At 63.2% G+C, this 22,598-nt stretch carries 17 protein-coding genes; 4 read left to right on the top strand and 13 right to left on the bottom strand.

Annotated elements, in window-relative coordinates:
- Positions 1 to 28 precede the first annotated feature (28 nt).
- Complete coding sequence (locus H7A12_11415) at positions 29 to 1,207, bottom strand: hypothetical protein (protein MCP5321417.1); 1,179 nt, start codon at positions 1,205 to 1,207, stop codon at positions 29 to 31.
- 107 nt (positions 1,208 to 1,314) lie between these two features.
- On the opposite strand from H7A12_11415, the gene H7A12_11410 reads away from it, so the two are divergent.
- Positions 1,315 to 3,156 carry an asparagine synthase gene (locus H7A12_11410; GenBank protein MCP5321416.1) on the top strand — a complete coding sequence of 614 codons (1,842 nt, stop codon included), beginning with the start codon at positions 1,315 to 1,317 and terminating at the stop codon, positions 3,154 to 3,156.
- Between the two features lie 228 nt (positions 3,157 to 3,384).
- Here H7A12_11410 and H7A12_11405 read toward each other — a convergent pair whose 3' ends face one another.
- From H7A12_11405 to H7A12_11360, 10 genes are all read right to left on the bottom strand, one after another.
- Positions 3,385 to 4,710, bottom strand: a complete 1,326-nt coding sequence (locus H7A12_11405) for a putative O-glycosylation ligase, exosortase A system-associated (GenBank protein MCP5321415.1) — start codon at positions 4,708 to 4,710, stop codon at positions 3,385 to 3,387.
- A complete protein-coding gene (locus tag H7A12_11400; protein ID MCP5321414.1) occupies positions 4,703 to 5,896 on the bottom strand; it encodes a TIGR03088 family PEP-CTERM/XrtA system glycosyltransferase in 1,194 nt (397 codons plus the stop codon). Before H7A12_11400 ends, H7A12_11405 begins: the two co-directional genes overlap by 8 nt.
- Positions 5,897 to 7,126 (bottom strand): TIGR03087 family PEP-CTERM/XrtA system glycosyltransferase, encoded by a 1,230-nt coding sequence (locus H7A12_11395; GenBank protein MCP5321413.1) that lies wholly within the window; start codon positions 7,124 to 7,126, stop codon positions 5,897 to 5,899.
- Positions 7,127 to 7,128: 2 nt separating this feature from the next.
- Entirely contained in the window at positions 7,129 to 8,172 is a 1,044-nt protein-coding gene (locus H7A12_11390) for a FemAB family PEP-CTERM system-associated protein (GenBank protein ID MCP5321412.1), read from the bottom strand.
- Positions 8,169 to 8,993 carry a DUF3473 domain-containing protein gene (locus H7A12_11385; protein ID MCP5321411.1) on the bottom strand — a complete coding sequence of 275 codons (825 nt, stop codon included), beginning with the start codon at positions 8,991 to 8,993 and terminating at the stop codon, positions 8,169 to 8,171. The genes H7A12_11390 and H7A12_11385 overlap by 4 nt, the downstream gene beginning before the upstream one ends.
- 41 nt (positions 8,994 to 9,034) lie before the next feature.
- Entirely contained in the window at positions 9,035 to 10,180 is a 1,146-nt protein-coding gene (gene wecB, locus H7A12_11380) for a UDP-N-acetylglucosamine 2-epimerase (non-hydrolyzing) (GenBank protein ID MCP5321410.1), read from the bottom strand.
- Between the two features lie 12 nt (positions 10,181 to 10,192).
- Positions 10,193 to 11,671: a TIGR03016 family PEP-CTERM system-associated outer membrane protein gene (locus tag H7A12_11375; protein ID MCP5321409.1), complete on the bottom strand. Its 1,479-nt coding sequence runs from the start codon at positions 11,669 to 11,671 to the stop codon at positions 10,193 to 10,195.
- Positions 11,658 to 12,587: a tyrosine-protein kinase family protein gene (locus H7A12_11370; protein ID MCP5321408.1), complete on the bottom strand. Its 930-nt coding sequence runs from the start codon at positions 12,585 to 12,587 to the stop codon at positions 11,658 to 11,660. Before H7A12_11370 ends, H7A12_11375 begins: the two co-directional genes overlap by 14 nt.
- A gap of 58 nt (positions 12,588 to 12,645) precedes the next feature.
- Entirely contained in the window at positions 12,646 to 14,178 is a 1,533-nt protein-coding gene (locus H7A12_11365; GenBank protein MCP5321407.1) for a chain length-determining protein, read from the bottom strand.
- Between the two features lie 103 nt (positions 14,179 to 14,281).
- On the bottom strand, positions 14,282 to 14,956 hold the full coding sequence (locus H7A12_11360; GenBank protein ID MCP5321406.1) for a polysaccharide biosynthesis/export family protein: 675 nt from the start codon (positions 14,954 to 14,956) through the stop codon (positions 14,282 to 14,284).
- Between the two features lie 176 nt (positions 14,957 to 15,132).
- Between H7A12_11360 and H7A12_11355 the strand changes: the two genes are divergently transcribed.
- Together H7A12_11355 and H7A12_11350 are read left to right on the top strand one after the other, a co-directional pair.
- Positions 15,133 to 16,047: a DMT family transporter gene (locus H7A12_11355; protein ID MCP5321405.1), complete on the top strand. Its 915-nt coding sequence runs from the start codon at positions 15,133 to 15,135 to the stop codon at positions 16,045 to 16,047.
- 93 nt (positions 16,048 to 16,140) lie between these two features.
- Positions 16,141 to 17,535: a TIGR03013 family PEP-CTERM/XrtA system glycosyltransferase gene (locus H7A12_11350; protein MCP5321404.1), complete on the top strand. Its 1,395-nt coding sequence runs from the start codon at positions 16,141 to 16,143 to the stop codon at positions 17,533 to 17,535.
- Positions 17,536 to 17,572: 37 nt separating this feature from the next.
- On the opposite strand, the gene prsR is transcribed toward H7A12_11350, so the two are convergent.
- Together prsR and prsK are read right to left on the bottom strand one after the other, a co-directional pair.
- Positions 17,573 to 18,937 (bottom strand): PEP-CTERM-box response regulator transcription factor, encoded by a 1,365-nt coding sequence (gene prsR, locus H7A12_11345; protein ID MCP5321403.1) that lies wholly within the window; start codon positions 18,935 to 18,937, stop codon positions 17,573 to 17,575.
- Between the two features lie 21 nt (positions 18,938 to 18,958).
- On the bottom strand, positions 18,959 to 21,019 hold the full coding sequence (prsK, locus tag H7A12_11340; protein MCP5321402.1) for a PEP-CTERM system histidine kinase PrsK: 2,061 nt from the start codon (positions 21,017 to 21,019) through the stop codon (positions 18,959 to 18,961).
- An 88-nt stretch (positions 21,020 to 21,107) separates the two neighbouring features.
- Here prsK and H7A12_11335 point away from each other — a divergent pair, with 88 nt between their 5' ends.
- Positions 21,108 to 22,421: a nucleotide sugar dehydrogenase gene (locus H7A12_11335; protein ID MCP5321401.1), complete on the top strand. Its 1,314-nt coding sequence runs from the start codon at positions 21,108 to 21,110 to the stop codon at positions 22,419 to 22,421.
- Positions 22,422 to 22,598 lie beyond the last annotated feature (177 nt).

Raw genomic sequence — 22,598 nt, 5'->3', positions numbered from 1 at the left:
GTTCGAGAAGCGGCGGACATTGCTGCACTCATCCCCCGGCTCGACTGAACAACGCGCGACCCAGCCATGCCGACTGCTGTGCGACGCGGCGAATCCAGATGCGAAACCTGCCGCTGAACGAGTGATCCAGCAGCGCGGGATCACGCTTCCTGATTGCCTCGCCCAGCTCCGCTGTCGAGAGGAAATGCAGCGTCGGGAAGCGTGCCAGCGCAAGGCGTATCGCCTGCTCCAGTTCGACAAATGCCTGTTCCACCGCCAGGTTCAGTGCGGTGAAGTTGCTGCGGTGTGTTTCCAGCAACAACGGCCGGCCCAAAGCTGCATAGCGGGCGAGCGTGTCCGGCACATTCTCGCCACGGTGCCCCTTCTGCGGCTCGAAATAGGCATCCCGCACCACGCACAGCAACCCGCCACTGACATCACCGTTGTGCATGCGGCTGCCGTCGGACACGGGACGCCCCTCGGCATCGCGCGCGATGAAGCGCGTGCCGCAACTGACCAGCAGGCGTACGCCATGACGCGCCCACGCGGCTTCCACGCGTCGCGTCCACACGAAGGTGGGCGGCACCACGACTTCGGGCACAACGTCGAAGATCCGCGTGAACTCCCGCACTTCAGCGGCCACGGCCGCGTCGACGAGCGCGTCCGCATGCTCCGACGACGGCAGTTGGCGTGCGTCGATCCAGCGGCTTTGCAGCCGGGCGGGCAGCAGTTCGCTGTACTGCTCGCCATCGAGCAACCACTTCTTCAGCGATGCGTCGTATCCGGCGACGTCACACAGCAACTCGGGCATGAAGTGCTCCATACCGTGCAACTGGGCACTGAACACTCCCTCGCAAATGCCGGCACGAATTTCATCGAGCATCGGCTGCTGTAGCGGCTCATCGAGAAAGCGGCGCTGGTATTCAAAGCTCCCGTCGGCTTTTTCCTTGACCAGGGGCGCTGCGAGCGTGATACCGAGCGTCATCACCGGATGCCGCCCCTGTGCATCCTGATAGGCGCCGAGCACCCCACGCAGTCTGCGCAGGCATTGCGCCTGTTCCACCGGACCGGCACCCCAGTCGTCGCTCTCGAAGATCAGCACCGGCACACGCAATGCCGGTTCGCGCCACAGGGCGCGCAGACGACCGCACAATCGCCGGCACGACAGCACGCCGACGAACAGGAACACCGCGACAACAAGCAGCGAAAATGCGGTAAAAACAGCCAAAACGTGATATCCACGCGATCATTGAACTCTGAAGTCTAGCAGCAAACCAGGCGCGCTCCGGGCGCTGCTATACTGCCGCGGACCTTCGCGCTTGGTTCAGGATTGCCATGAGTACGCTTGCAGGATGGGCCGGCACACCCGGAGGCCCCGTTACCGATATCGCCGTGCTGTCGCAAATGCTGGGGGCAGCCTGGCAGGATCCTGCAGCCGTCAGCACGCAGTGTGCCGAAGGTGTGGCAGCGATCGCGACGGTACGCGGTGCGCAACCCGCGAGCGTGTGCCGTGAAGAGGGGCTGCTGGTTGCAGTAACCGGCAACATCTACTGGAAGGACCGCGAACTGGCACAGCGCGCTGCTGACGGCAACGACGCGCAGGCCATCGCGCACGCGGTACGACGAGACGGCGAACGTTTCCTGCAGCAGATGATGGGCTCCTTTGCGCTGGCGGTGATCGACACCGTGAGCGCGGTCACCCGGCTCGCCATCGACCCGATGGGTATAGAGCGCCTGTGCTACGCGGTCCGGGACGGGCGGCTCGTGTTCGCCAGCTCGGTGCAGGCGCTGCGCGCACACCCGGCCGTGCAAACGCGTATTTCGCAGCAGGCAGTGTTCAATTACCTGTATCACCACACGGTTCCGGCACCGCTGACGATCTACGACGACGTCTTCAAGCTGGAGGCAGGCGAACTGCTGGTGTTCCGCCGCGGCCATACCGAGCGCTCACGCTACTGGCATCAGCGCTTCCAGGACCGCAGCAACGCTGCGGTGCAGGACCTGGTGGACGAGTTCCATCGTGTGCTGAAGCGAGGCATCGCGCGTCCACTGGAGCATTTCGACGAGATCGGGGCGTTCCTGAGCGGAGGCACCGACAGCTCCTGCGTGACCGCCGCCGTGACGCAGGCGCGCGGCAAGGCACGGACCTTCGCCATCGGCTTCGATGCAGACGGTTACGACGAGTCGGGTTACGCGCAGATCACCGTAGACCGCTTCCGCAGTGATCACCACCACTACTACGTGACACCGCAGGACGTGTGCGAGGCGCTGCCGCGGGTTGCTGCGTACTACGACGAACCCTTTGGCAACGCGTCCGCCGTGCCAGCGTATGTCTGCGCCCGGTTTGCGCGTGAGGCAGGCATCCGCAACCTGCTGGCAGGCGACGGTGGCGATGAAATCTTCGGTGGCAACGAACGTTACCGGAAACAGAAGGTCTTCGAATACTGGAGTTTGTTGCCACGAGCGCTGCGCAGCCGACTGATCGAACCGCTGATCGCGCATTTCCCGCTGGGTGGACGCATCCCACCGCTACGCAAGCTGCAGAGTTACATCGCGCAAGCCAACATTCCGTTGCCGGACCGGCTGGAAACGTACAACTTCCTGCATCGTGAGTTGCTCGACGAAATTTTCGCTCCGGAGTTCCTGCGTGCGGTGGACCCGGCCGTACCGTTGCAGAGCCAGCGCAGCACCTGGTCCGCAGCCGATTGCGATTCCGCGCTGAACCGGATGCTGTTCCTCGACATGAAATTCACGCTGGCCGACAACGACCTGCGCAAGGTCAACGGCATGTGCGAACTGGCCGGAGTGAACGCGCACTTTCCGCTGATCGACCTCGAGATGGTGGAATTTGCGGCGCGGGTGCCGGTGAACCTCAAGATCAAGGGCCACAAGCTGCGCTGGTTCTTCAAGCACGCGCTGAAGGACACACTGGCACCCGAGACGCTCAGCAAGTCGAAGCATGGATTCGGGTTGCCGTTTGGTGTGTGGCTGAACGACGATCCCGCACTGCACGCGATGGCAAGCGAGAGCCTGGAGCGTTTCAAATCACGCGGCTATGTACGACCCGAGTACGTGGATGCGCTGTGGTGCCAGCACCGCGCGGGGCACAGCTCCTATTTCGGCACGATGATCTGGATCTGCATGGCGCTGGAGCAGTGGCTGGAAGCGCACCCGTAGGTCGGGATTTATCCCGACGAGGGTGGATCGACATCTGTCGGATTGAAATCCGACCTACATCCTTGTCGGGTTGAAACCCGACCCACGTCGACGTAGGTCGGCATTCATGCCGACATGCCGGCGGGAATGTTCGCACACGTCGGGTTGAAACCCGACCTACGTGGGTCGGCATTCATGCCGACGGGAATGTCGGGTTGAAACCCGACCCACGTCGACGCAGGTCGGCATTCATGCCGACGATCGATGCCGCCCCATATCGGGTTGAAATCCGACCTGCATCCGTCGGGTTGAAATCGGACCGACGGGGCCCGACCTGGCCGCGAAGGCAGATCGGGTTGCAGGCGCCTGCGCTGCCAGATGAGCGGCAACCAGTTGACGTGTGGCAACCACCAGCGCGACCAGCAGATAGATATAGTCGAAGTACGCCATGCCCAGGAAAATCCCCGAAGTGCAGTAAGCGACACCGCTGACCTGCAGCATGCGCCCAAGATTCTCGGCCCATTTCAGCTCGCCGTGCTTTTTCGCTTGACGGACGATCCAGCCGGCACTCAGCCAGGTGAACGCCAGCAGCGAAAGAAACATCACGAGCCCCGGGAAGCCCTGCTCGCTGAGCACCTCGAAATAGATGCTGTGTACGTCGCGTGCGCCCGAGGCCACGTTTGCTTCGAATCCTCCGCCCATGACGTAGGTGGTGCCTATGAGCCACGCGTGCTTCCAGGCCTCTATCCGCTGCATCGACGATGCGTCTTCCTGATAGTTGCTGATGGTGTCCATGCGTGCCCACCAGCTCTCCGGCATGAAGCCGAGCACCAGCGGGACCGCAGCCGCAGCCAGCAGAATGAACGTTATCCGCTTCGGGCTCTTCCATACGAAAATCGACCCCATGACCACCAGCCCGACCAACGCTCCACGCGACTGGGTTCCCAGCACGGCAACCAGCGTCAGCACGATCGCGCCGGTCAGACCGAGCTTCAACCAGTACCGGCTCTCCTCGACCTGCAGATAGCGCATCAGCGGAATCGTCATCAGCATGGCCAGGCCCAGTTCGTTGTTGCCACCGATGAACGTACCCGGCGGACCCTGGACGTGAAAGCCGCCGCCGGTCAGGATCGTAAAGATTCCGCCCTTGATACCGTAGAAGCCGAGCGACAGCGCGACGGTCCACACCAGCGCATGGAGACGTTCGCGCGAGGTGAGCATGATCAACGTGACGAAGGTCATGAACTGGATCTTGAGCACCTTGTCCAGTTGTTCGACGGCCAGATCGGGTCTGAACGCGAAATAGGTCGTGATGCACATCCAGATCACGAACAGCAGCAACAGCACCGTTTCACGCGTCCACGGAATCCTCTTCGGTTCCTTCGAGATCAGCAGTGCAATCAGCGTGGTCAGTGCCACCATCATTGCGAACGGCATGCTCGTGGAGAAGCCCCACGCCATGCGGTGCGGGTTCATGTACCCAAGCCAGGTCCACATGATGATGCCGTAGAAAGGCCGCCACAGGATCAGCGGCAGGCTGCCGAACACCACCAGTGTCACGAAGATGTCACGCATGCGGTGTACGCTCCGTCGTCCCGGCATCTCCAGGATGTTCGACGCCACACAGGCCGTCGTACACATCCAGGTAATCCGCCACCGTTCTTCCCCAGTCGAAGCTGGAACGCACCCGTTCCAGCGCGTGTGCGCCCATCACAGGGCGAACGTCCTTGCGCTGTACCAGCTCACTGATCGCCGTCGCCAGCGCTGCATCATCGTCAACCGGGACCAGCCTTCCGTTCCATCCGTCACGGACCAGCTCGGGGTTGCCGCCCACATCGGTCGCGATCACCGGCAGCCCGCTCGCCATCGCCTCCAGCACCGTGTTCGAGATGCCCTCGCCGAGCGAGGGCAGCACGAACAGGTCCATGCATTGTAGTAGCTCGGGGATGTCGTGCCGGTCACCGGGCAGCCAGACCAGCGCATCGAGCCCGAGTTCCGTGACGACCTGCGCAATCCGGGCAGCCAGCGGGCCATCCCCAACGATCACCAGGCGCAACTGTGGAGCCAGTTCCGGGCATGCCTGCAAAATACGATGCACGGCCCGCAGCAGCGAAAGCTGGTTCTTCACCTCGGCAAGCCGACCCACGGTACCGATCACCAGCGCATCCTCGACCAGGAAACCCGGCGGCAACAGCTGCGGGCGAGTCGCACCGTGTGGGTGAAACCTCTGCTGGTCGACACCGTTGTAGATCTGTCTGACGCGCACGGCTGGCACGCCGACGGTGGTGATCAACCACCGCTCCAGATCCTTGCTGACTGCGATGTAGCGCTGCACCACCAGCCGTGCCGCCTTGCGCAGCAGGTTGTACTTGCGGTTGCTGCCGTCCAGATCGAACACGTCACGCCCGTGCTCGCCGTGCACGCGCTTCACTCCAGGCAGCAGCGCCGCCACGAACTGCATCTCCAGCGTGGCCAGGTTGCGCGTATGCACGATCGCGGGATGCAGCGTGCGCAGGACGCGAAACAGCCGCCAGTAGAGGCCTGTATCGTGACCGGGACGCCGGTGCAGCTCGATGATCGGCACATCCGGCACCGTGATGCGGCGAGCAAACTCGCCTGCCTCGGTCAGGCACACGATCGCGTGACGATAACGTCCGGGCGGTGTGCGGTTGATGATGTTCACGAGACCGTTTTCCAGCCCGCCGGTACCCAGCGAGTGGATGATGTGCACTACACGCGGCATTTGCGACCCGGCAGCCACTCAAGCGTACTCCCGCAGGGTGACCGTGTCGGTCTGCAGCAACCCATGCACCAGCGGCAGATTGTGCTCCCAAACGAAGTCCGCCCGCACTCGCTCGCGCGCAGCACGACCTATATCCGGATGCATTCCGGAGCAGGCAGCCAGCGTGTGCTGCACGAATTCGTCAGCGCCATCGGCCAGCAGCACCTCGGCGCCCGGACTGGCATCGATGCCCTCGAGTCCCTGCGGACTCACGACCACCGGCCGCGCCATTGCCATGGCTTCAAGCACCTTGTTCTGGATGCCGCGTGCGATACGCATCGGCGCCACCGCGGCGCTGGCGTACTGCACGTAGGGTCGCACATCGTCCACGCGACCGGTCACGACCACCGTCTCACCCGCCAGCGCGCGCACGGCCTCGGCCGGCTTGCCCCCGACGACGTAGAAGCGCACCTCCGGACGAGCCTCGCGCACCCGCGGCAGAACCTGCCCGGCAAACCATTTCACGGCATCCACATTCGGCCAGTAATCCATCGCACCGGTGAACACCAGCGCCGTGGTGCCTTGCGGATAGGGATTCGCCAGCGTCGGATCGGGACGGAAGTAGTCGGTATCCACCCCGTTGTTGTAATGGCCGATGTTGCGTGCCAGCTCAGGCGCCAGTTGCCGGAACAACTCGGCTTCCGCCGAGGAAACGAACAGGCAGGCGTCGAAGGACTCGGCAAGGTGGCGCTCATAGCGGAACAGATAGTCCGCCTCGCGACGGTAGACCCAGCTCATCGGCCAGCGCTTGTCCTGCGCGTACTGGCGCCACTTGTCGGAATCCACGTCCACGAAGTCGATCACCCGGCGCTGGAAGCCGAGACGCTGATCCGTTGCGTACTGCGCCATCGCCGACGAATACACCAGCACGCGGCGAATCTGCTGTTCGGCAACCGTAGCCTCCACCCACCGCCGCAGCCTGCGACTGCGATAGTACGGCAGCGACAGCGCGCGGCCGGTCACGAACGCCGACAGACTGTTCAGCTTCGCCAGGTGTGGCGTGAGGCCGATGAAGCGGCAGCCGGCACAGATCCCCTCGATCGCCCCGGTATGCGCCCAGTCGGCAGGATCGTCGATGAAGGCGCCCAGGTACACGCGGTAGTGTTCGCACAGGTAGCGCAGCAGATTCCACGAGCGAATCTTGTCACCCTTGTTCGGCGGAAACGGAATCCGATGGCAGAGGAACAACAGCGGCGGTTTTATCGACATGCTCAGCCCAGACTGCGGGCAAGCCACGGTCCGATCGTGTTCGCCACCGGCAGCGGCAACTTCTCCCAGGCCTTGATCAGCATCTGGTACTTCGGATTCGCAGGGTTCACGTTCGGCACTTCACTCGCCTTCACCAGAAAGTACTCGTAATGCAGCGACTCAGGGGTGAAGCCAAAATTCTTCTTGAAGCTGTACGGCCCGGTACCTTCCTTGCTGCGCCCGAAATCGAACAGCCGACAGCCTCGTTCCGCCGAGCGGCGCATCAACTCCCAGTACATGAAGTGGTTGCAGCCGCGGATCTCGCGCGACGCACCGATGCTGCCGCCGTAATACGGCAACACCTGGTCACGGAAATAGAAGTTCAGCACCCCGGCCACATCGCGCCCGTTCTGCGTGATCATCAGCACATCGCAGTCGGCACCGAATTCCTCGCGCAGGATGCGCAGGTACTGCTTCGCGAACACCGGCGTACCGAGGTTGCGCACACTCTCTGAATAGACGCGATAGAGACGATCGACGCCGTCGTCGGGTTCGCCACCCAGGCCTTCGTCGATGCCCTTGCGCACCATCGCGCGCTGACGACCCGGAATCGCCTTCAGGTTCACTTCCGGGTCAGGGTCGATCGGCTTGCGGAAGGTGACGTACAGGCTCTTGCCCGGCCACCCTGAGTCGCTCGGCCGCAGGTTGCGCAGCTCGAGCGCATCGACCTGCAGCCGCGTCGCGAGTTCGCTCGCCGCCTGGCGCAGTGCCGCTTCTGCCTGTGGTGTGCTGGCGACAATCCCACCGTAGACGCAGAACGGCAGTGACGCGAGGCTGTTGCCGAACAGCAGGCTTTTCACCTGCGCCAGCGGCAGAACGCCTTCGATCACACCGTTGTGCTCGGCGAACAGAAAATATGCACGGTGGCCAAAGGCGCGCTCGAGCACGGTCTTCCAGGCCGCTCGATGAAAGAAGGTTGCAGCCGGCGCTGCGCAGACGAAGGCATCCCAGCGCGGGAAATCGCTCGCACCCAGTTCGCGAATCGTGCGCTGCATGGCCATGCTCATGGCTTCAGCGCGCCCGGAAACACTTCGTCGACCCGGCCCCAACGGAAATCCTGCAGCAGGCACTCGAGGCGATCGTACATGCGCCCCAGGTTCAGATAGTGACGGAAACGCGCGCGTGCGTTTGCCGCTGAAACCCGCGGTTGTTCGGGATCCACTTCCCACGGATGGAAATAGAAGATGCAGGGCTGGTGTTCGCCTTCGTTCACGCTATTCATCGCCCAGCGCGAGAACGCATACGGGAACAGCCGGAACCAGCCACCGCCGCCGCAGTTGAGGTTGCGTCCGGCAAGGGTGATCGTGGTGATCGGGATTTCGAGCAGGCGACCTTCGGCGCTGCGGTACGCAAAGCGCGGCGCATCCGGAATGCCGTAGAGGTCATGGCGCACCGGCACGATGCTCGAACTGTAGCTGTAGCCGGCGTCGGCCAGCACCTCGTGCGCCCACAGGTTATCGGTGGAAATCGAGTAACTGGCGGCGCGATAGCCGTTGACCGCGCTGCCCGACAGATCCTCGAGCAGCGCCTTGGTACGCACGATATCGTCCTGGAACTGCGAACGGTTCTGCGTATTGGCGCGGATATGCTCCCAGCCGTGGCTTGCAAGTTCATGCCCGGCGGCGACGATGCGCGCGATCATCTGCGGATAGCGTTCCGCGACCCAGCCCAGTGTGAAGAACGTGGCCTTGACCCCGTTTTCTGCAAAAAGATCCAGAATACGATCGACGTTGGCCTCGACACGACACGGCAGGCGCTGCCAATCGGACCGTGGAACGCAGTGTTCGAACGCAGAAACCTGAAAGTAGTCTTCCACGTCGACCGTCATCGCGTTGACGACGGAACCGACCGCGGTCCCTGCACGCAGACTCATGTCGTGGCGAGCCAGTGTGCAATGCCTGCGGCGATGCGTTCCGCTGCCTTGCCGTCCCAGTACTCCGGAACCCGGCCTGTCTTGCCACCGTCACGCAGGATAGCGGCCACGCATTCGCGGATGCGCTGCGCATCGCGGCCAACGACGGTATTGGTGCCCTGCTCGGCAGTGATCGGCCGCTCGGTGCTCTCGCGCAGCGTCACACAGGGAATACCGAGTGCAGTGGTCTCTTCCTGGATTCCGCCCGAGTCGGTGAGCACCAGGCGCGCCTGCTTCATCAACCCGAGCATTTCGAGATAGCCCAACGGCTCGCTGCAGACGAAGTCGGGGCCATCCAGCAGATGCCCCAGCCCCGCAGCTTCGATGTTGCGCCGCGTACGCGGGTGGACCGGAAACACCAGCGGTGTCTCGCGTGCCATTTCGGCCAGCACTCCCAGCAGCCGGGCAAGCACCGCAGGGTCGTCGACGTTCGACGGCCGGTGCAGCGTCAGCACGCCGTAGCCGGCCATGAAACGCTGTGTCTTTTCTGCCGTGGCCAGCGTGCCGATCGTCGTGGCAGCAGGCACCGCTGCATCGAGGTTGTAGCGCAACGTGTCGATCATCACGTTACCAGCGAAGTGGATTCGCTCGGGCGCAATACCCTCGTGTCGCAGGTTCGCCTCGGCCGAACGCTCGGTGGTGAACAGCAGTTCCGAGATCTGATCGGTAAGAACCCGGTTGATTTCCTCGGGCATCGAGCGATCTCCGCTGCGCAACCCGGCCTCGACGTGAATCACCGGAATGCCCTTCTTCACTGCCACCAGCGCACACGCGATGGTCGAATTCACATCACCGACCACCAGTACGGCGCGCGGCTGCAATCGATCGAGCACTGGCTCGAAGCCTTTCATGATGTCGGCGGTCTGCGTCGCGTGCGTGCCGGATCCGACGCCCAGATCGATTTCCGGTTCGGGAATGTGCAACTGCTCGAAGAAGGCGTGCTTCATCGCCGCATCGTAGTGCTGTCCGGTATGCACCAGGGTGGCCTGCAGCCCGTAGCGCGGGTCGGCCAGCGCACGCATGATCGGCGCGATCTTCATGAAGTTCGGACGAGCGCCCACCACGCACAGGATCCGCGCCGCACCGGCAGAGATATCAGTCATTGCGTACTGCCGTCAGAGCGTGAACATGAAATTCACGTACACGCGATTTTCCGTGTAGTCGTCGAGCGGGCGATCGGAATCGCGCTCGGAGTGCGAGTAGTTCAGCGCCACGCTGCTGTGCACGCCGAGTTGCCGGCTGAGGCCCACGCTGTAGCGCAGCGTATCGGCCTGTGCTCCGCCATTGTCCTCGTCCCGGCCCCACAGCACGCCGCCATTCAGGCTCAGCGTACGCGACAGCTTCCGGGTCGCCCGCACGCTGAAGTCATCGAAAATGGCCTGCTCGCCGGAGTCCTCGCGGGTCTGCTTCGAGTGGCGCCCGTTCAATGTCAGCGTGCTGCGCAGGCCAGTGAGCGTCAACGAACTCTGGAACCGCTCGTCGGCTACCATGCCGGCATTGAGGAACGTCAGGTCGCGTGACAGCGGCAGCGGTTCGCCGGTCACCGGATCGTACTGCGGAGGCGCCAGCGGATCGGAACCGAACAGATCGCCAGCACGCGCCCGCAGCGAACGTGTATCGTTCAAGGTGTATTCGTAGCTTGCGTGGAAATTCAGGTGACGCTTGCGCCAACTGAAATCGACGCGTGGCTTGTTGTTGAAACTGCGATGCTCCTGGCTGACCGCAAGCGAGGTACGCGGGTTCGGTGTCCACACGAAGCCGGCGCTCCATGTATTCCTGTTGCGATCGCGCGATGCCGCGTCGTACTCGTGCTTCTCGTGACCTACCGAAGACGTCAGACGCCATTGCCGGTTGAGCCGGTAACCCAGACGCAGATCCGCGTCGCTGAACTCGTTGTCCTGACCACGACCGGTTCCAGCGTTGTTGCTGTACTCGGTGCGACGTTGCTGCGCGTGCAGACCCCAGTCGATCCGGCCGAAATCGCTGCCGCTGGTCAGGCTCGCACTGAGATGCTGCTGCGTGCTGTCGTCGAAGCGGTTGTCGGCGCTGATCTGATCGTCGGTGCGGTAGCGCGCCTCGAAGTTCGCAAAGGAACCGAAGCGCTTGCGCAAGTACGGACTGATGCCCCACATGTACGCGGTTTCGGAGTTCTCTGCACGATTCAGCGGCGTATCACCGTAGGCGCGAAACGGATCCACCGTCGTCTGGTACGCACGCGCGTAGGCATCGATGAACAGAAAGTCCTCGACCAGTTCCACGTTGCCGAGCGCGTTCAGGAACGGGTTGACGTTGTCGCTGTCGCCGCCTAGATCGTTGAACTCGAGGGCACCGCTCAACACCACGCTGGCACGAGCACCTCGCCCGACCAGCGACGCCGAGGGGCGCACTACGGTAATGAAATCGCTGCGCTCGTGATCCGGCGTCAGCCGTGCGTTGTCGGTGTAGATCCCGCCGACGCTGAGGCTTGCGCCGCGCGTCCACTCCGCTGCCGTGGCAGTGCCGGCCAGCAGCCCCAGACTGGCCCCGGCCACCACCGCCAGGGTGCACAGACGCATGCGCGTGCGCACACGCGCTCCTGTCTTAGCCTGCTGCATCGGGCGCTCCACCTGCCGGATGACCTGCGGTGCGGCGTGTGTTGTCTCCATACCCGTATCCGTATCCATAGCCGTAGCCATAACCGTAGCCGTAGCCGTACTTGTCCAGCGGGTTGCGTCGAACGCTGTTCAGCACCATACCGACGATCTTGTCTTCGCTGATATGTCCCAGCGCTTCGGTTATGGCCTGCGGCGCCGTCCTCTCGGCGGCGACGACGAACACGACCTGCCCCATCTGGCTTGCGAGCACGCTGGATTCCGTGGTGAGCAACAGCGGTGGGCTGTCGAACACCACGATGCGATCCGGGTAACGGCCGGACAACTCCTGCGCGATACGTCGCATCGCCTCGCTCGCGAGCAGTTCGGTGGAGCGCTGGTGCATTCGTCCCACCGGGATGATGCGCAGGTTCGGGATGCTGGTCTGCAACAGCACGTCCTCGATGCGCATATCGTCGTGTTCGAGCACGTCGATCAGACCGAGAGAATCTTCGGGCACGCCGAGCCGTACGCCTGCGCTCGCCTTGGCGACGTCACCATCCACCAGCAGCACGGTGCGATTCTCTTCCATGCACAGGCTCATCGCGAGATTGATCGCGGTGAAGGTCTTGCCCTCGCCCTCGAGTGCGCTGGTGACCATGATCAGGTTCGCATTCGGCACCTGCGCTGCGGTCTCGCCGTCGATATTGGCCAGCAGCGGGCGCTTGATCATCCGGTACTCTTCCGCGATCTGGCTGCGCGGCTGGTCCGGCGTGACGAAACCCCTGCTGCTCAACTCCGCCAGCGGAATCTGGGCCACCGGCCGCACACGTGCTGCCGCTACCTGCGGCGGCGGCGCAGGCTTCGCAGCGGCCTCACGTGCCACGGCGTCCTGCGCCTGCTTCTCCAGCTTTTCGATCGCCTTCTCGATGATGCTCATTGCAAATCCTGTGTGCGCGGCGCCGGTGATTGCCGCTCCCGGTCGATACCAATCAAGATCACAGTTGCTGCACGATCGTGATACCGCCGAACGTGACCAGCAGCGCCAGCGACACCGCCGACAACGCCAGGCGATTCAGGAACGCCCGCCGTCGCTCCACCGCGCTGCGAATCTGGGTGACGCAGCCCAGCACCGGCAGCCCGGTCAGATTCGCCAGTCCACGCCGGTCCACGACGACAGGCCTTATCAATGACAGCAACAGGGCGACTCCCAGTGCAACACCCAAAGCGAGCACGAGCACGATCGAATTCAGCAGGATCTTGTTGGGTTCGTTTGGTCGTTGCGGGACGAATGGTGGATCGATCACGCGAAATACCACGTCTCCGGCTGTCTCCTGCACATCACCTGAAAGGCGCGCCGATTCGCGGCGCTGCAACAGGGTCTGGTGCTGCTGACGCAACACACCGTAGTCGCGATCGAGCTGCGCCAGTTCCGCCTCGATCATGGGCAGGCTGTTGACCTTGCCCTCGAGTTCCTTCACCCGGTTCTCGTGTTCGGTCACGCGCACGCGGAACTCGGCCACCGACGCGTCGGCCTCGGAAAGCAGCGCGCGCATCTGCTGATAGATGGGATTCTCGGCAAGCTTCGGCGATTCCTTTGGGGCCTCTGCCGCCAGCGTCTCGAGCTGCTTGGCCCGTTCGGTTTCCAGCTCGGCGATCATCTTGCGGATCTGCACCACTTCCGGATGCTTGTCAGTGAATCGCGTCAGCAGATCGTCGAGACGTACCGTCAACGTCTGGATACGCATGTCGAGCGGCGAGATCAGCGCCTCGCTCATGTCACTCATGAACATCGGATCGTTGGGGTTCTGCAACTGGCGCTGCAGTTCGGAGCGGCGGTTCTCCATTTCCCTGAGCTGCAACTGCGCATCGGTGAGCTGCTGGCGCGCAGCCGCAAGGCGCGCGAAATATCCGCCCGACTCACCCGGCAGACTGCCGGCGTTGCGTTGCTTGAACTCGGCAAGCCGTGTTTCGGCCTCGGTCAGGCGTTTCTCGTAATCGGTGATCTGCTGATCCAGGAACGTTTGCGCGCCGGAGCTGTCCTGGCGCTTGTTGCCCAGCGTCGACTCGATGAACACCGTGATCAGCGACTGCACCACACGCTTGGCGACCGATGGATCCGCGTGCGTGTATGAGACCCCGTACAGCGACGGATTGCGCGGATCGCCTTCGATGATGATCGACTTCGCCAGCTCGTCGACCATCTCGTCCTTTTGTTTGTCGGTCGTGACCTTGATGTCGAGGTCCGACATGCGCATCAGCTTTTCAAGATTCGGACGCGTCAGCAGCGTCTTGCTCATCATCTGCACGCGCTGCTCGATGTTCGGCTGGATCGCCAGACCCTGCAGCAGCGGTCGCAGCACGCTGTTGGTGTCCACATGCAGCCGGGCAGCGGCACGGTACTTGTCCGGAAACTGCTCGACCAGCAGCCAGCCCGACAGTGCAATACCCCACGCGACGAACACCGCGAGCCATCTGAACCGCCAGATACCAAGCAGGTACCCGAATAGCTGGACCACTAATTCCTGCATAGATCACGTCACGCCAAAAGTTGATCGGGTTCCCGCTGCACGATCGCCGGCGCTGCGTGCGTCCGGCGATCCACGATCGCGGCAGCCATGCCGGCGTGTGTGTTCAGAACCACGCTTCCGGAACGATGATGATGTCGCCGGGGTACATGCCGATATTGGCGTTGATGTTGCCGTCCTTCAGCAGGTCATCGAGTCGCAGCCCGATGGTCTGGCGATTACCCTGGAAGTTGCGCACCAGCACCGCACGGTTGCCGGCCGCAAACTCGGTGAGCCCGCCGACGTCGATCATCGCGTCGAGCACCGTCATGTGCTTGCGATACGGAATGCTGAGCGGCTTCGCGGCCTGCCCGACGATCCGCACCTGCTGGTACGGCACGCCCTGGAAGCCGGTCAGGATCACGCTGACCACCGCACTCTTCACGTATTCGCCATACGCCCGCTCGATGTCACGCGCAAGCTGTGACGCGGTCTTGCCACTGGCGTCGATGTTCTCTACCAGGCGGGTCGTGATCTTGCCGTCAGGCTTCACTGCGACAGAAGTGCTGAGGTCGGGGTTGCCCCAGACGAAGATTTCCATCGTGTCGCCCGGCCCGATCAGGTATTCGTAATCGGGTGTAGCCGTCGGCGACGCCACAGCCTCATCCTGGTCGGGCGTAGACCCACAGCCAGCGAGTGCAAACACCAGCGACGTCACCCCTGCGAAGACGCCAATCCGTCGAATCACACCTTGCAGATCAATCACTTGAGACCCCCTTTCTGGAAGCGTGGTATCCAGCATGCTCCCTGTCGATGCACAAGGCGCCCGCCGCCCTGCGGCCGCCGTCCCTGATTCACACACACACCGGTTCGTCAAAGAACCACTGCCGGCCAAGTGTAGACCACGCGCTGCACCTTGACACTAGAGAACGGCGCACGACGGTGACCCATGCCTTTTTATATCTATACTCGCCGGCCATGTCTGCACATACCGAACATCCGCCGACCATGCGGGCTGCTGCAATCGGCTGTCTGCTGCTGAATGCGCTGGTCTGGGGCGTGTCGTGGTGGCCTTTCCGCCAGCTCAACTCCCTCGGACTGCATAGCCTGTGGGCCACCGGTTTCGCATTCGCTCTGGCCACAGTCCTGATCAGCCTGTGGCGCCCGGCTGCGTGGCCGGCGCTGCTCGCACGCCCGCAGTTGCTGTGGCTGGTGCTGGCATCGGGCATTACCAACGCCACCTTCAACTGGGGTGTGATGATCGGCGAGGTCGTTCGGGTAGTACTGCTGTTCTATCTGATGCCGGTCTGGTCGCTGCCGCTGGCGCGCTGGCTGCTGGGCGAGGCGATCACCGGCGCAGCGGTTGGCCGGGTCGCGCTGGCGATCGGCGGCGCAGCCGTCGTGCTCTGGCGCCCCGAGACCGGGCTGCCGCTGCCCGCTTCGCTGGCCGACTGGCTGGGCATCGCTGGTGGCGCGAGCTTCGCGCTGGTGAACGTGCTGGTGCGTCGCCATCGCGAAGCACCGGACGAAGCGCGCGCGCTGGCCATGTTCGTCGGCGGCTTCACCGTGGCGATTGCGATGGCTGCCTTGCTGACGGCGAGCGGCATGATCGTGGCGCCACCAGCGCCCGCCTGGCCATGGGTGGCCGGTAACATTGCACTCGCACTGGTATTGCTGGGCGGCAATCTTGCCCTGCAGTACGGCGCCGCGCACCTGCCTGCGGCGGTCACCGCGGTCGTGATGCTTTCCGAAGTGTTGTTCGCAGCACTCTCATCGGTGGGGCTCGGCAGCGAAACCCTGGGCGCACGTACGCTCGGCGGCGGGCTGTTGATCCTGGCCGCCACACTGCTCACGCGCCCACCGCGCCCGGAGGCGGCCATAGCGAAGCGGTAGGTAGAGAAGGAAGAAATGCCCGGCAACTGCTAATCTGTGCCGAACCTCTCATCGGGTTCCGGGCCTGCAATCTAAAGGACACAGATACGCAACATGAAGTTTCGTAGCTATTCGACAGGGATGAAGCTCCTCACGCTCATCGAATTTGCGGTACACACGGCGTCGCTGCTGCTGGCAGCCTGGCTGCTGAATGTGCAGATTCCACACCCGGAGCAGGTGGTTGCCAACCTGTTGCTGGTCTACGCAACGGTATTCGCGATCGCTTCCCAACTGTTTTCGCTGTCGCTGGGGCTGTACAACCCGAAGCTGCGCGAGCCTTACCGCGCCATATTCCGGCGTGCGGTCGTGGCAACCGTGATGGGGGGATTCACGCTGATGCTGGTGACGCTCGCGTTCGCCGAGCGCGTGTTCCCACCAGAAGCGCTGTTGCTGACGGTCATTTTCAGCATCGGACTCGTGAGCCTGATCCGCTTTTTCGACTTCACCTACGAGTTCCTCGCGCAAAAGAAGATCAATGTGCTGGTGATCGGGGCCGGCGAGCGGGCATCGATCATCGAGAAGCGCATGAAGCGTCGGGTCGATCGCAAACGTTTCGATCTGCACGGCTTCGTGGTGATGCGCGGAGATTCGCCGAACGGCATCCAGAAGGAGAAAAAGTTCACTCTCGAAGGCGAAAACCTCGCTGCCTATATCCTGAAGAACAATATCGACGAGCTGATCATCGCCTGCGACGAACGCCGCAACAACATCCCGCTCGACCTGCTGTTCGACTGCAAGATGCGCGGCACGAACGTGATCGAGATTCTTGATTTCATCGAACGCGAAACCGGCCAGGTCGCGGTGAACCTGGTGTATCCAAGCTGGGTGATCTACTCGAACGGCTTCAACTCGACCAACGAGTTGCGCAACGCCCTCGACTGGCTCTTCAACGCGCTGCTCACAACGTGCGTGTTCCTGGTCGTGTGGCCGATCATGCTGCTGACCTGGCTGAGCATCAAGCTGGAGGAAGGGTTGCAGGCACCGACCTTCTACTTCCAGCGCCGCGTAGGCTTGGGCGGGAAGCCCTTCAATGTCATCAAGTTCCGCAGCATGCGCGTGGATGCGGAAACGAGCGGTGCGGTGTGGGCAAGCCGGAACGACCCGCGGGTCACCCGCATCGGGAAATTCCTGCGCAAGTACCGGATCGACGAATTGCCACAGCTCTGGAATGTACTGCGCGGCGATATGGGCTTCGTGGGTCCGCGACCGGAACGTCCGGAATTCGTGAAGGATCTGGTCGTGAAGATCCCCTATTACAACCAGCGACACAACGTCAAACCCGGCCTCACGGGATGGGCCCAGCTCAAGTACCCCTACGGGTCGACCGAAGAGGACGCGCTGGAGAAACTCAAGTTCGACCTTTACTACGTGAAACACCGCAGCTTCCTGCTCGACCTGCACATCCTGGTGCAGACGGTGGAAGTGGTGCTGTTCGGCAAGGGGCGCTGAGCGGAATCGGGATGGCCACGCTGCCAGGCGCAGCGCCCTACTGTCTTATCTGGAATTTCTCGAGCAGCGAATAAAGTGTGGGGCGCGTCACGCCGAGCAGCTTCGACGCCTCCGAGATGTTGCTGTCCACGCTTCCCAGCGCGCGCAGGATGGCGCGCCGCTCGGCATCCTCGCGCACCTGTTTGAGATTCAGCGGCGTTGGCTCGTGCTCTTCGGCCTCCAGCTCGAGATCTTCCGCCGTGATATACGTGTTGTCGGCCATGATGAGTGCGCGCTTCACGCGGCTCTCGATCTCGCGCACGTTGCCGGGCCAGGCGTAGGCCTCGATCGCTGCGATCGCCTCGCGATCGAAACCGCGAATCGGGCGACCCTGCTCCTGCGCGTAGCGGTGCAGGAAGGATCTCGCCAGCAACAGCGCGTCACCGTCACGCTCCCTGACCGAGGGAATGCGGATCGTGATCTCGCTGATGCGGTAATACAGATCCTCGCGGAAACTGCCGTCCTGGATCTTTCCCTGCAGGTCCTGGTGCGTGGCGCAGAGGATGCGCACGTCGATCGGGATTTCCTGCCGGCCACCTACGCGCTCGATCACGCGCTCCTGCAGGAAGCGCAACAGCTTCGACTGCAGCCCGAGCGGCAGATCGCCGATTTCGTCCAGAAACAGCGTGCCGCCGTGGGCGTACTCGATCTTGCCAGGCGTCTGCTTGATCGCACCGGTGAAGGCCCCCTTCTCGTGACCGAACAGCTCGCTCTCGAGCAGGTTCTCCGGGATCGCCGCGCAGTTGATCGCGACCATGCGCTGGCGCGCTCGGCTGCTGCGTTCATGCAGCGCTTGCGCAACGCGCTCCTTGCCGGTGCCGCTGGCGCCCAGCAACAGTACCGTCACGTCGGAAGGCGCCACCTTCTCGATCGTACGACAGACCTTCAGCATCTGCGGGCTGGCGGCAATGATGCCGTCGAGCGGTGAGCTGATCTGCGACTGCTGCAATCGGCGGTTCTCACGCTCGAGCTCATGCACCCGGTAGGCACGATCGACCATCAGCGTCAGCACATCCTGCTCGACCGGCTTCTGGTAGAAGTCGTAGGCTCCCAGTGCGATCGCGCGCACGGCGTTGGCGCGATCGTTGTCGCCGGTCACGATGATGACCTTGGTCTCGGGTGACAGCGCGAGGACTTCCTGCAGCGTCGCCAGTCCTTCGCTCACACCACCCGGATCCGGCGGCAAACCGAGATCGAGCAGGACCACGCCCGGCTGGTGACGCCGCAGACACGCGATGGCCTCGACGCGATCCCCGGCGACCACGGCTTCGTAGCCGTCGAAACACCAGCGCAACTGGCGCTGCAACCCCTCGTCGTCTTCGACGATCAGCAGATTGCGGTCGGATTCCTGCACCCCGGACATTGTCTCCCCGATCTGTTCGGATCACTCGCTCGGTATCGCTTCACAGGGTAGCACGAGCTGGAAGATCGAGCCGGCTCCGGGCTGGCTGCGCACATGGATTTCCCCACCGAGCGCGCGTACGAACTCGCGACTCTCGTAGGCACCGATGCCCATGCCGGTCAGCCCCTTGGTCGAGTCGAACGGCTTGAACAAGCGCTCGCGGACGAATTCGGCGTCCATGCCGCAGCCGCTGTCCTCGATCTCGATCACGGCCCAGTCACCGTCGCGGTGCAGCTCGAGCGCTACCTTGCCGGTGCGATCCGTCGCCTCCTGCGCGTTCTGCACCAGGTGGGCAAAGACCGTTGCCAGGCGTTCGCGGTCTGCCTGCACGAAGAGCAGCGGGTCTGAATGCACCAGCACCGGCACGGGCTCGCGGCGCGCACAACGCTCGACCACGACGAGGAGAGTCGCGTGCAGGTTTACCTGCTGCGCGGCAGCTTCACGCGCGCCACTGCGCATCTGCTCCATCAGCCGCGTCATGCGCTCCACCGAGTTGCGCACGGTGTCTATCACGTCGTCGACGAACTCGGGCTTGTGCTTGTGCCTGCCGGCGTTGGAGACGATCAGCGACTGCTGCGCAAGGATATTCTTCAGATCGTGCACCACGTACGCCGACAGACGGTTGAACGCCTCGAACTGCTGCGCCTGCACCAGCGAACGGTCTGCCTGGTACTGCGCCAGCTGGCCAGCCGCCTGCAGACCGGCCGTCTTCAGCAGATCGCGGTCTTCCCAGTTGATGGCGCCGTGCAGATCGGAGCGCACGAGCAGCACGCAACCGATCGCACGCGCACGAAACAGCAACGGTACCAGCAGCCAGGCGCCGGCAAGGTGCCGGCACCACGCGGGCAGCACCAGATCTTCGTAAAGACCCGGACTTCGAGCGTACTCGTCGAGATCGACGACCCAGCCGGATCGCTCGAGAAAGGCCGCCAGCGACTCGGTGTCGGCAGGATCCTTCGCGTCCGGCTCGGGCACGTTCCAGCACGCCAGCACCCGTCGCTGCCCTTGCGGCGTGAATTCCCACAGCATGCCACCGGGGCTGCTGACCAGAGAAGCGATCGCACGCACCACGCGCTCGGGCACCTCGACGGTGGTTTCGGCGAGCGCCTGCGTGAACTTGAGCCATTCTTCGCGGTAGTTGTACTTGTAGCTGAAGAAGTGCTTGCTCAGGAATATGCGCAGCCGTCGCCGCATACGGTCCGAGAACAGCAGGACCACCAGCAGCAGGCCGGAGCCGAACAGGAAACCGATCTGCAGCACATTGCCCCAACTGCCACCCCAGAAACGGATGAAGTAGCCAGCGGTGGCCATCAGCAACAGGTAGCTGCCGGCGCCGAACACGGTGACCGAGTGCAGCACCACGTCGCGCGAGACGTGGATGGCGATATCGAACTTCGGGTTGCGTGCGATCGAGATCGCGACCAGCGGCGCCGCAATCGCCGTCACGACGCCGCGCGCGCTCCAGAGCGCAAAATCGAGTTGCTTGAACAGCAGCGCATCCGCGTACATGTAGAAGTCATACGCGAACACGGCGCCAAGGCCAAGGCACAGATACCGTAGCCCCCACCGCTCGGCCGGAGCACAATTGCGGTAGATCTGCTCGATCAGCAGCAGACCGGTAATCGAGATGATTACCCAGATGATCAACCCGGCTTCGAGGAGTACGGCTGCCACCTGGTTGCCTGCCCCCAACAGCAGCGGCGCGACCAGCACCCCCACACACAGCGCGAACACCGCGAGGCCCGCAGGCATCAGCCACGGCATGCGCGCGGGCGCATCGCTCTCGTCACGCACACTCAGGGTACGAAACAGGAACGCGAACCAGGCTGCGTCGCGCAGGAGCTCGCCGAGCAGCAGCAATCCGGGGTTGAACCCTTCAAGAATGGTGGATGCAGCCGAAATCCCGGACCAGATCGCCGTGCAGAAGCTGGCCCCGATCGCAAACGAACCCAGCGCGCGGCCCCGCCACGAGACCAGCAGCAGCGCGCTCAGAATAAGATAGCCCGCGCAGGCGAGCAGGTAGCTGAAGAATCCGACGTTCACACGGGTTGTCTGTAGGTGATGGGCTCGTGGTTGCCTTGGAATAGTAGCACTATACTTTCCGCGCACTGTCTGGCCGAAAGGAGTTCGTGTGGAAACCGTTGCCGTCGTGGGTCTGGGATACGTTGGACTGCCGCTCGCCGTGGCTTTCGGCAAGCAGCACACAACGATCGGCTTCGATCTGAACGAGAACAAGATCGCGAACTATCGCAACGGCATCGACCCGACCGGCGAGGTGGATCCAGCCGACCTGCGAGCGGCCAGCCGCCTCGAGTTCACCAGTGATCCGGCACGACTGCGCGCGGCCCGGCTGATCGTGGTCGCCGTGCCCACGCCGATCGACCACGCGCACCGCCCCGATCTCGCGATCCTCGAGAACGCCTCACGCCTGATCGGCGCCAACCTCTCGCCGGGCACGGTGGTGATCTACGAGTCGACCGTCTATCCCGGCTGCACCGAGGAAGTCTGTGTACCGATCCTCGAACAGGTCTCCGGCCTGCGCTGGCTGGGCGGCCCGGGACGCACGGCAAGCGACGACGGCAACGGTTTCTACATCGGCTATTCACCCGAACGCATCAACCCGGGCGACAAGGTGCACCGACTGGAGACCATCGTGAAGATCGTCTCGGGCGATACACCGCAGACGTTGGAACGCGTGGCAGCGCTTTACGCCAGCGTGGTCGAGGCCGGCCTGCACCGCGCGTCGAGCGTGAAGGTGGCCGAGGCTGCCAAGGTCATCGAAAACACGCAGCGCGACCTGAACATCGCGCTGATGAACGAGCTGTCGCTGATCTTCCACCGGCTCGGCATCGACACGCTGGACGTACTGGAAGCAGCCGGCACCAAGTGGAACTTCCTGCCGTTTCGCCCCGGACTGGTCGGCGGGCACTGCATCGGCGTCGATCCTTACTATCTGACCTACAAGGCCGAGGCGGAAGGACACCACCCCGAGGTGATTCTGGCCGGACGCAAGACCAACGACGGCATGGGCAAATTCATCGCCGAGCAGACCGTGAAGGCCCTGGTGCGCCACGGCCACGCCGTGAACGGCGCGAAGGTCGTGGTGCTGGGGCTGACGTTCAAGGAAGATTGCCCCGATCTGCGCAACTCGCGCGTGGCCGACATCATCGCGGAACTGAAGGAATACCACTGCGACGTGTACGTACACGACCCGCTGGCCGATACCGCCGAAGCACGCCACGAATACGGCGTGGAGCTGACACCCTGGGAGCGGCTGCCGCCGGCGCAGGCGCTGGTGCTCGCCGTCGCACACCGGCAGTACCGTGCGCTCGGGGTCGACGATTTCAGGGCGCTGCTGTGCAATCCGGGCGTGCTGATGGACGTGAAGTCGATCGTCGATCGCTCGGCACTCGGCGGTAACGGTATCGAAATCTGGCGGCTTTGAACGCGGGATCACTGTTGCTGATGCCAACCCGTAGGTCGGATTTCAATCCGACAGGTGCGGCATTTCCGTCGGCATGAATGCCGACCTACGGACATCGACCCGTAGGTCGGATTTCGATCCGACAGGTGCAGGCATTTCCGTCGGCATGAATGCCGACCTGCGGACCTGGATGCCGAC

The organism is Pseudomonadales bacterium (assembly GCA_024234165.1).
Lineage (GTDB): Bacteria > Pseudomonadota > Gammaproteobacteria > Pseudomonadales > UBA5518 > UBA5518.
The sequence above is the reverse complement of the archived record's forward strand: the minus strand, read 5'-3'. Positions and strand labels throughout refer to the sequence as shown.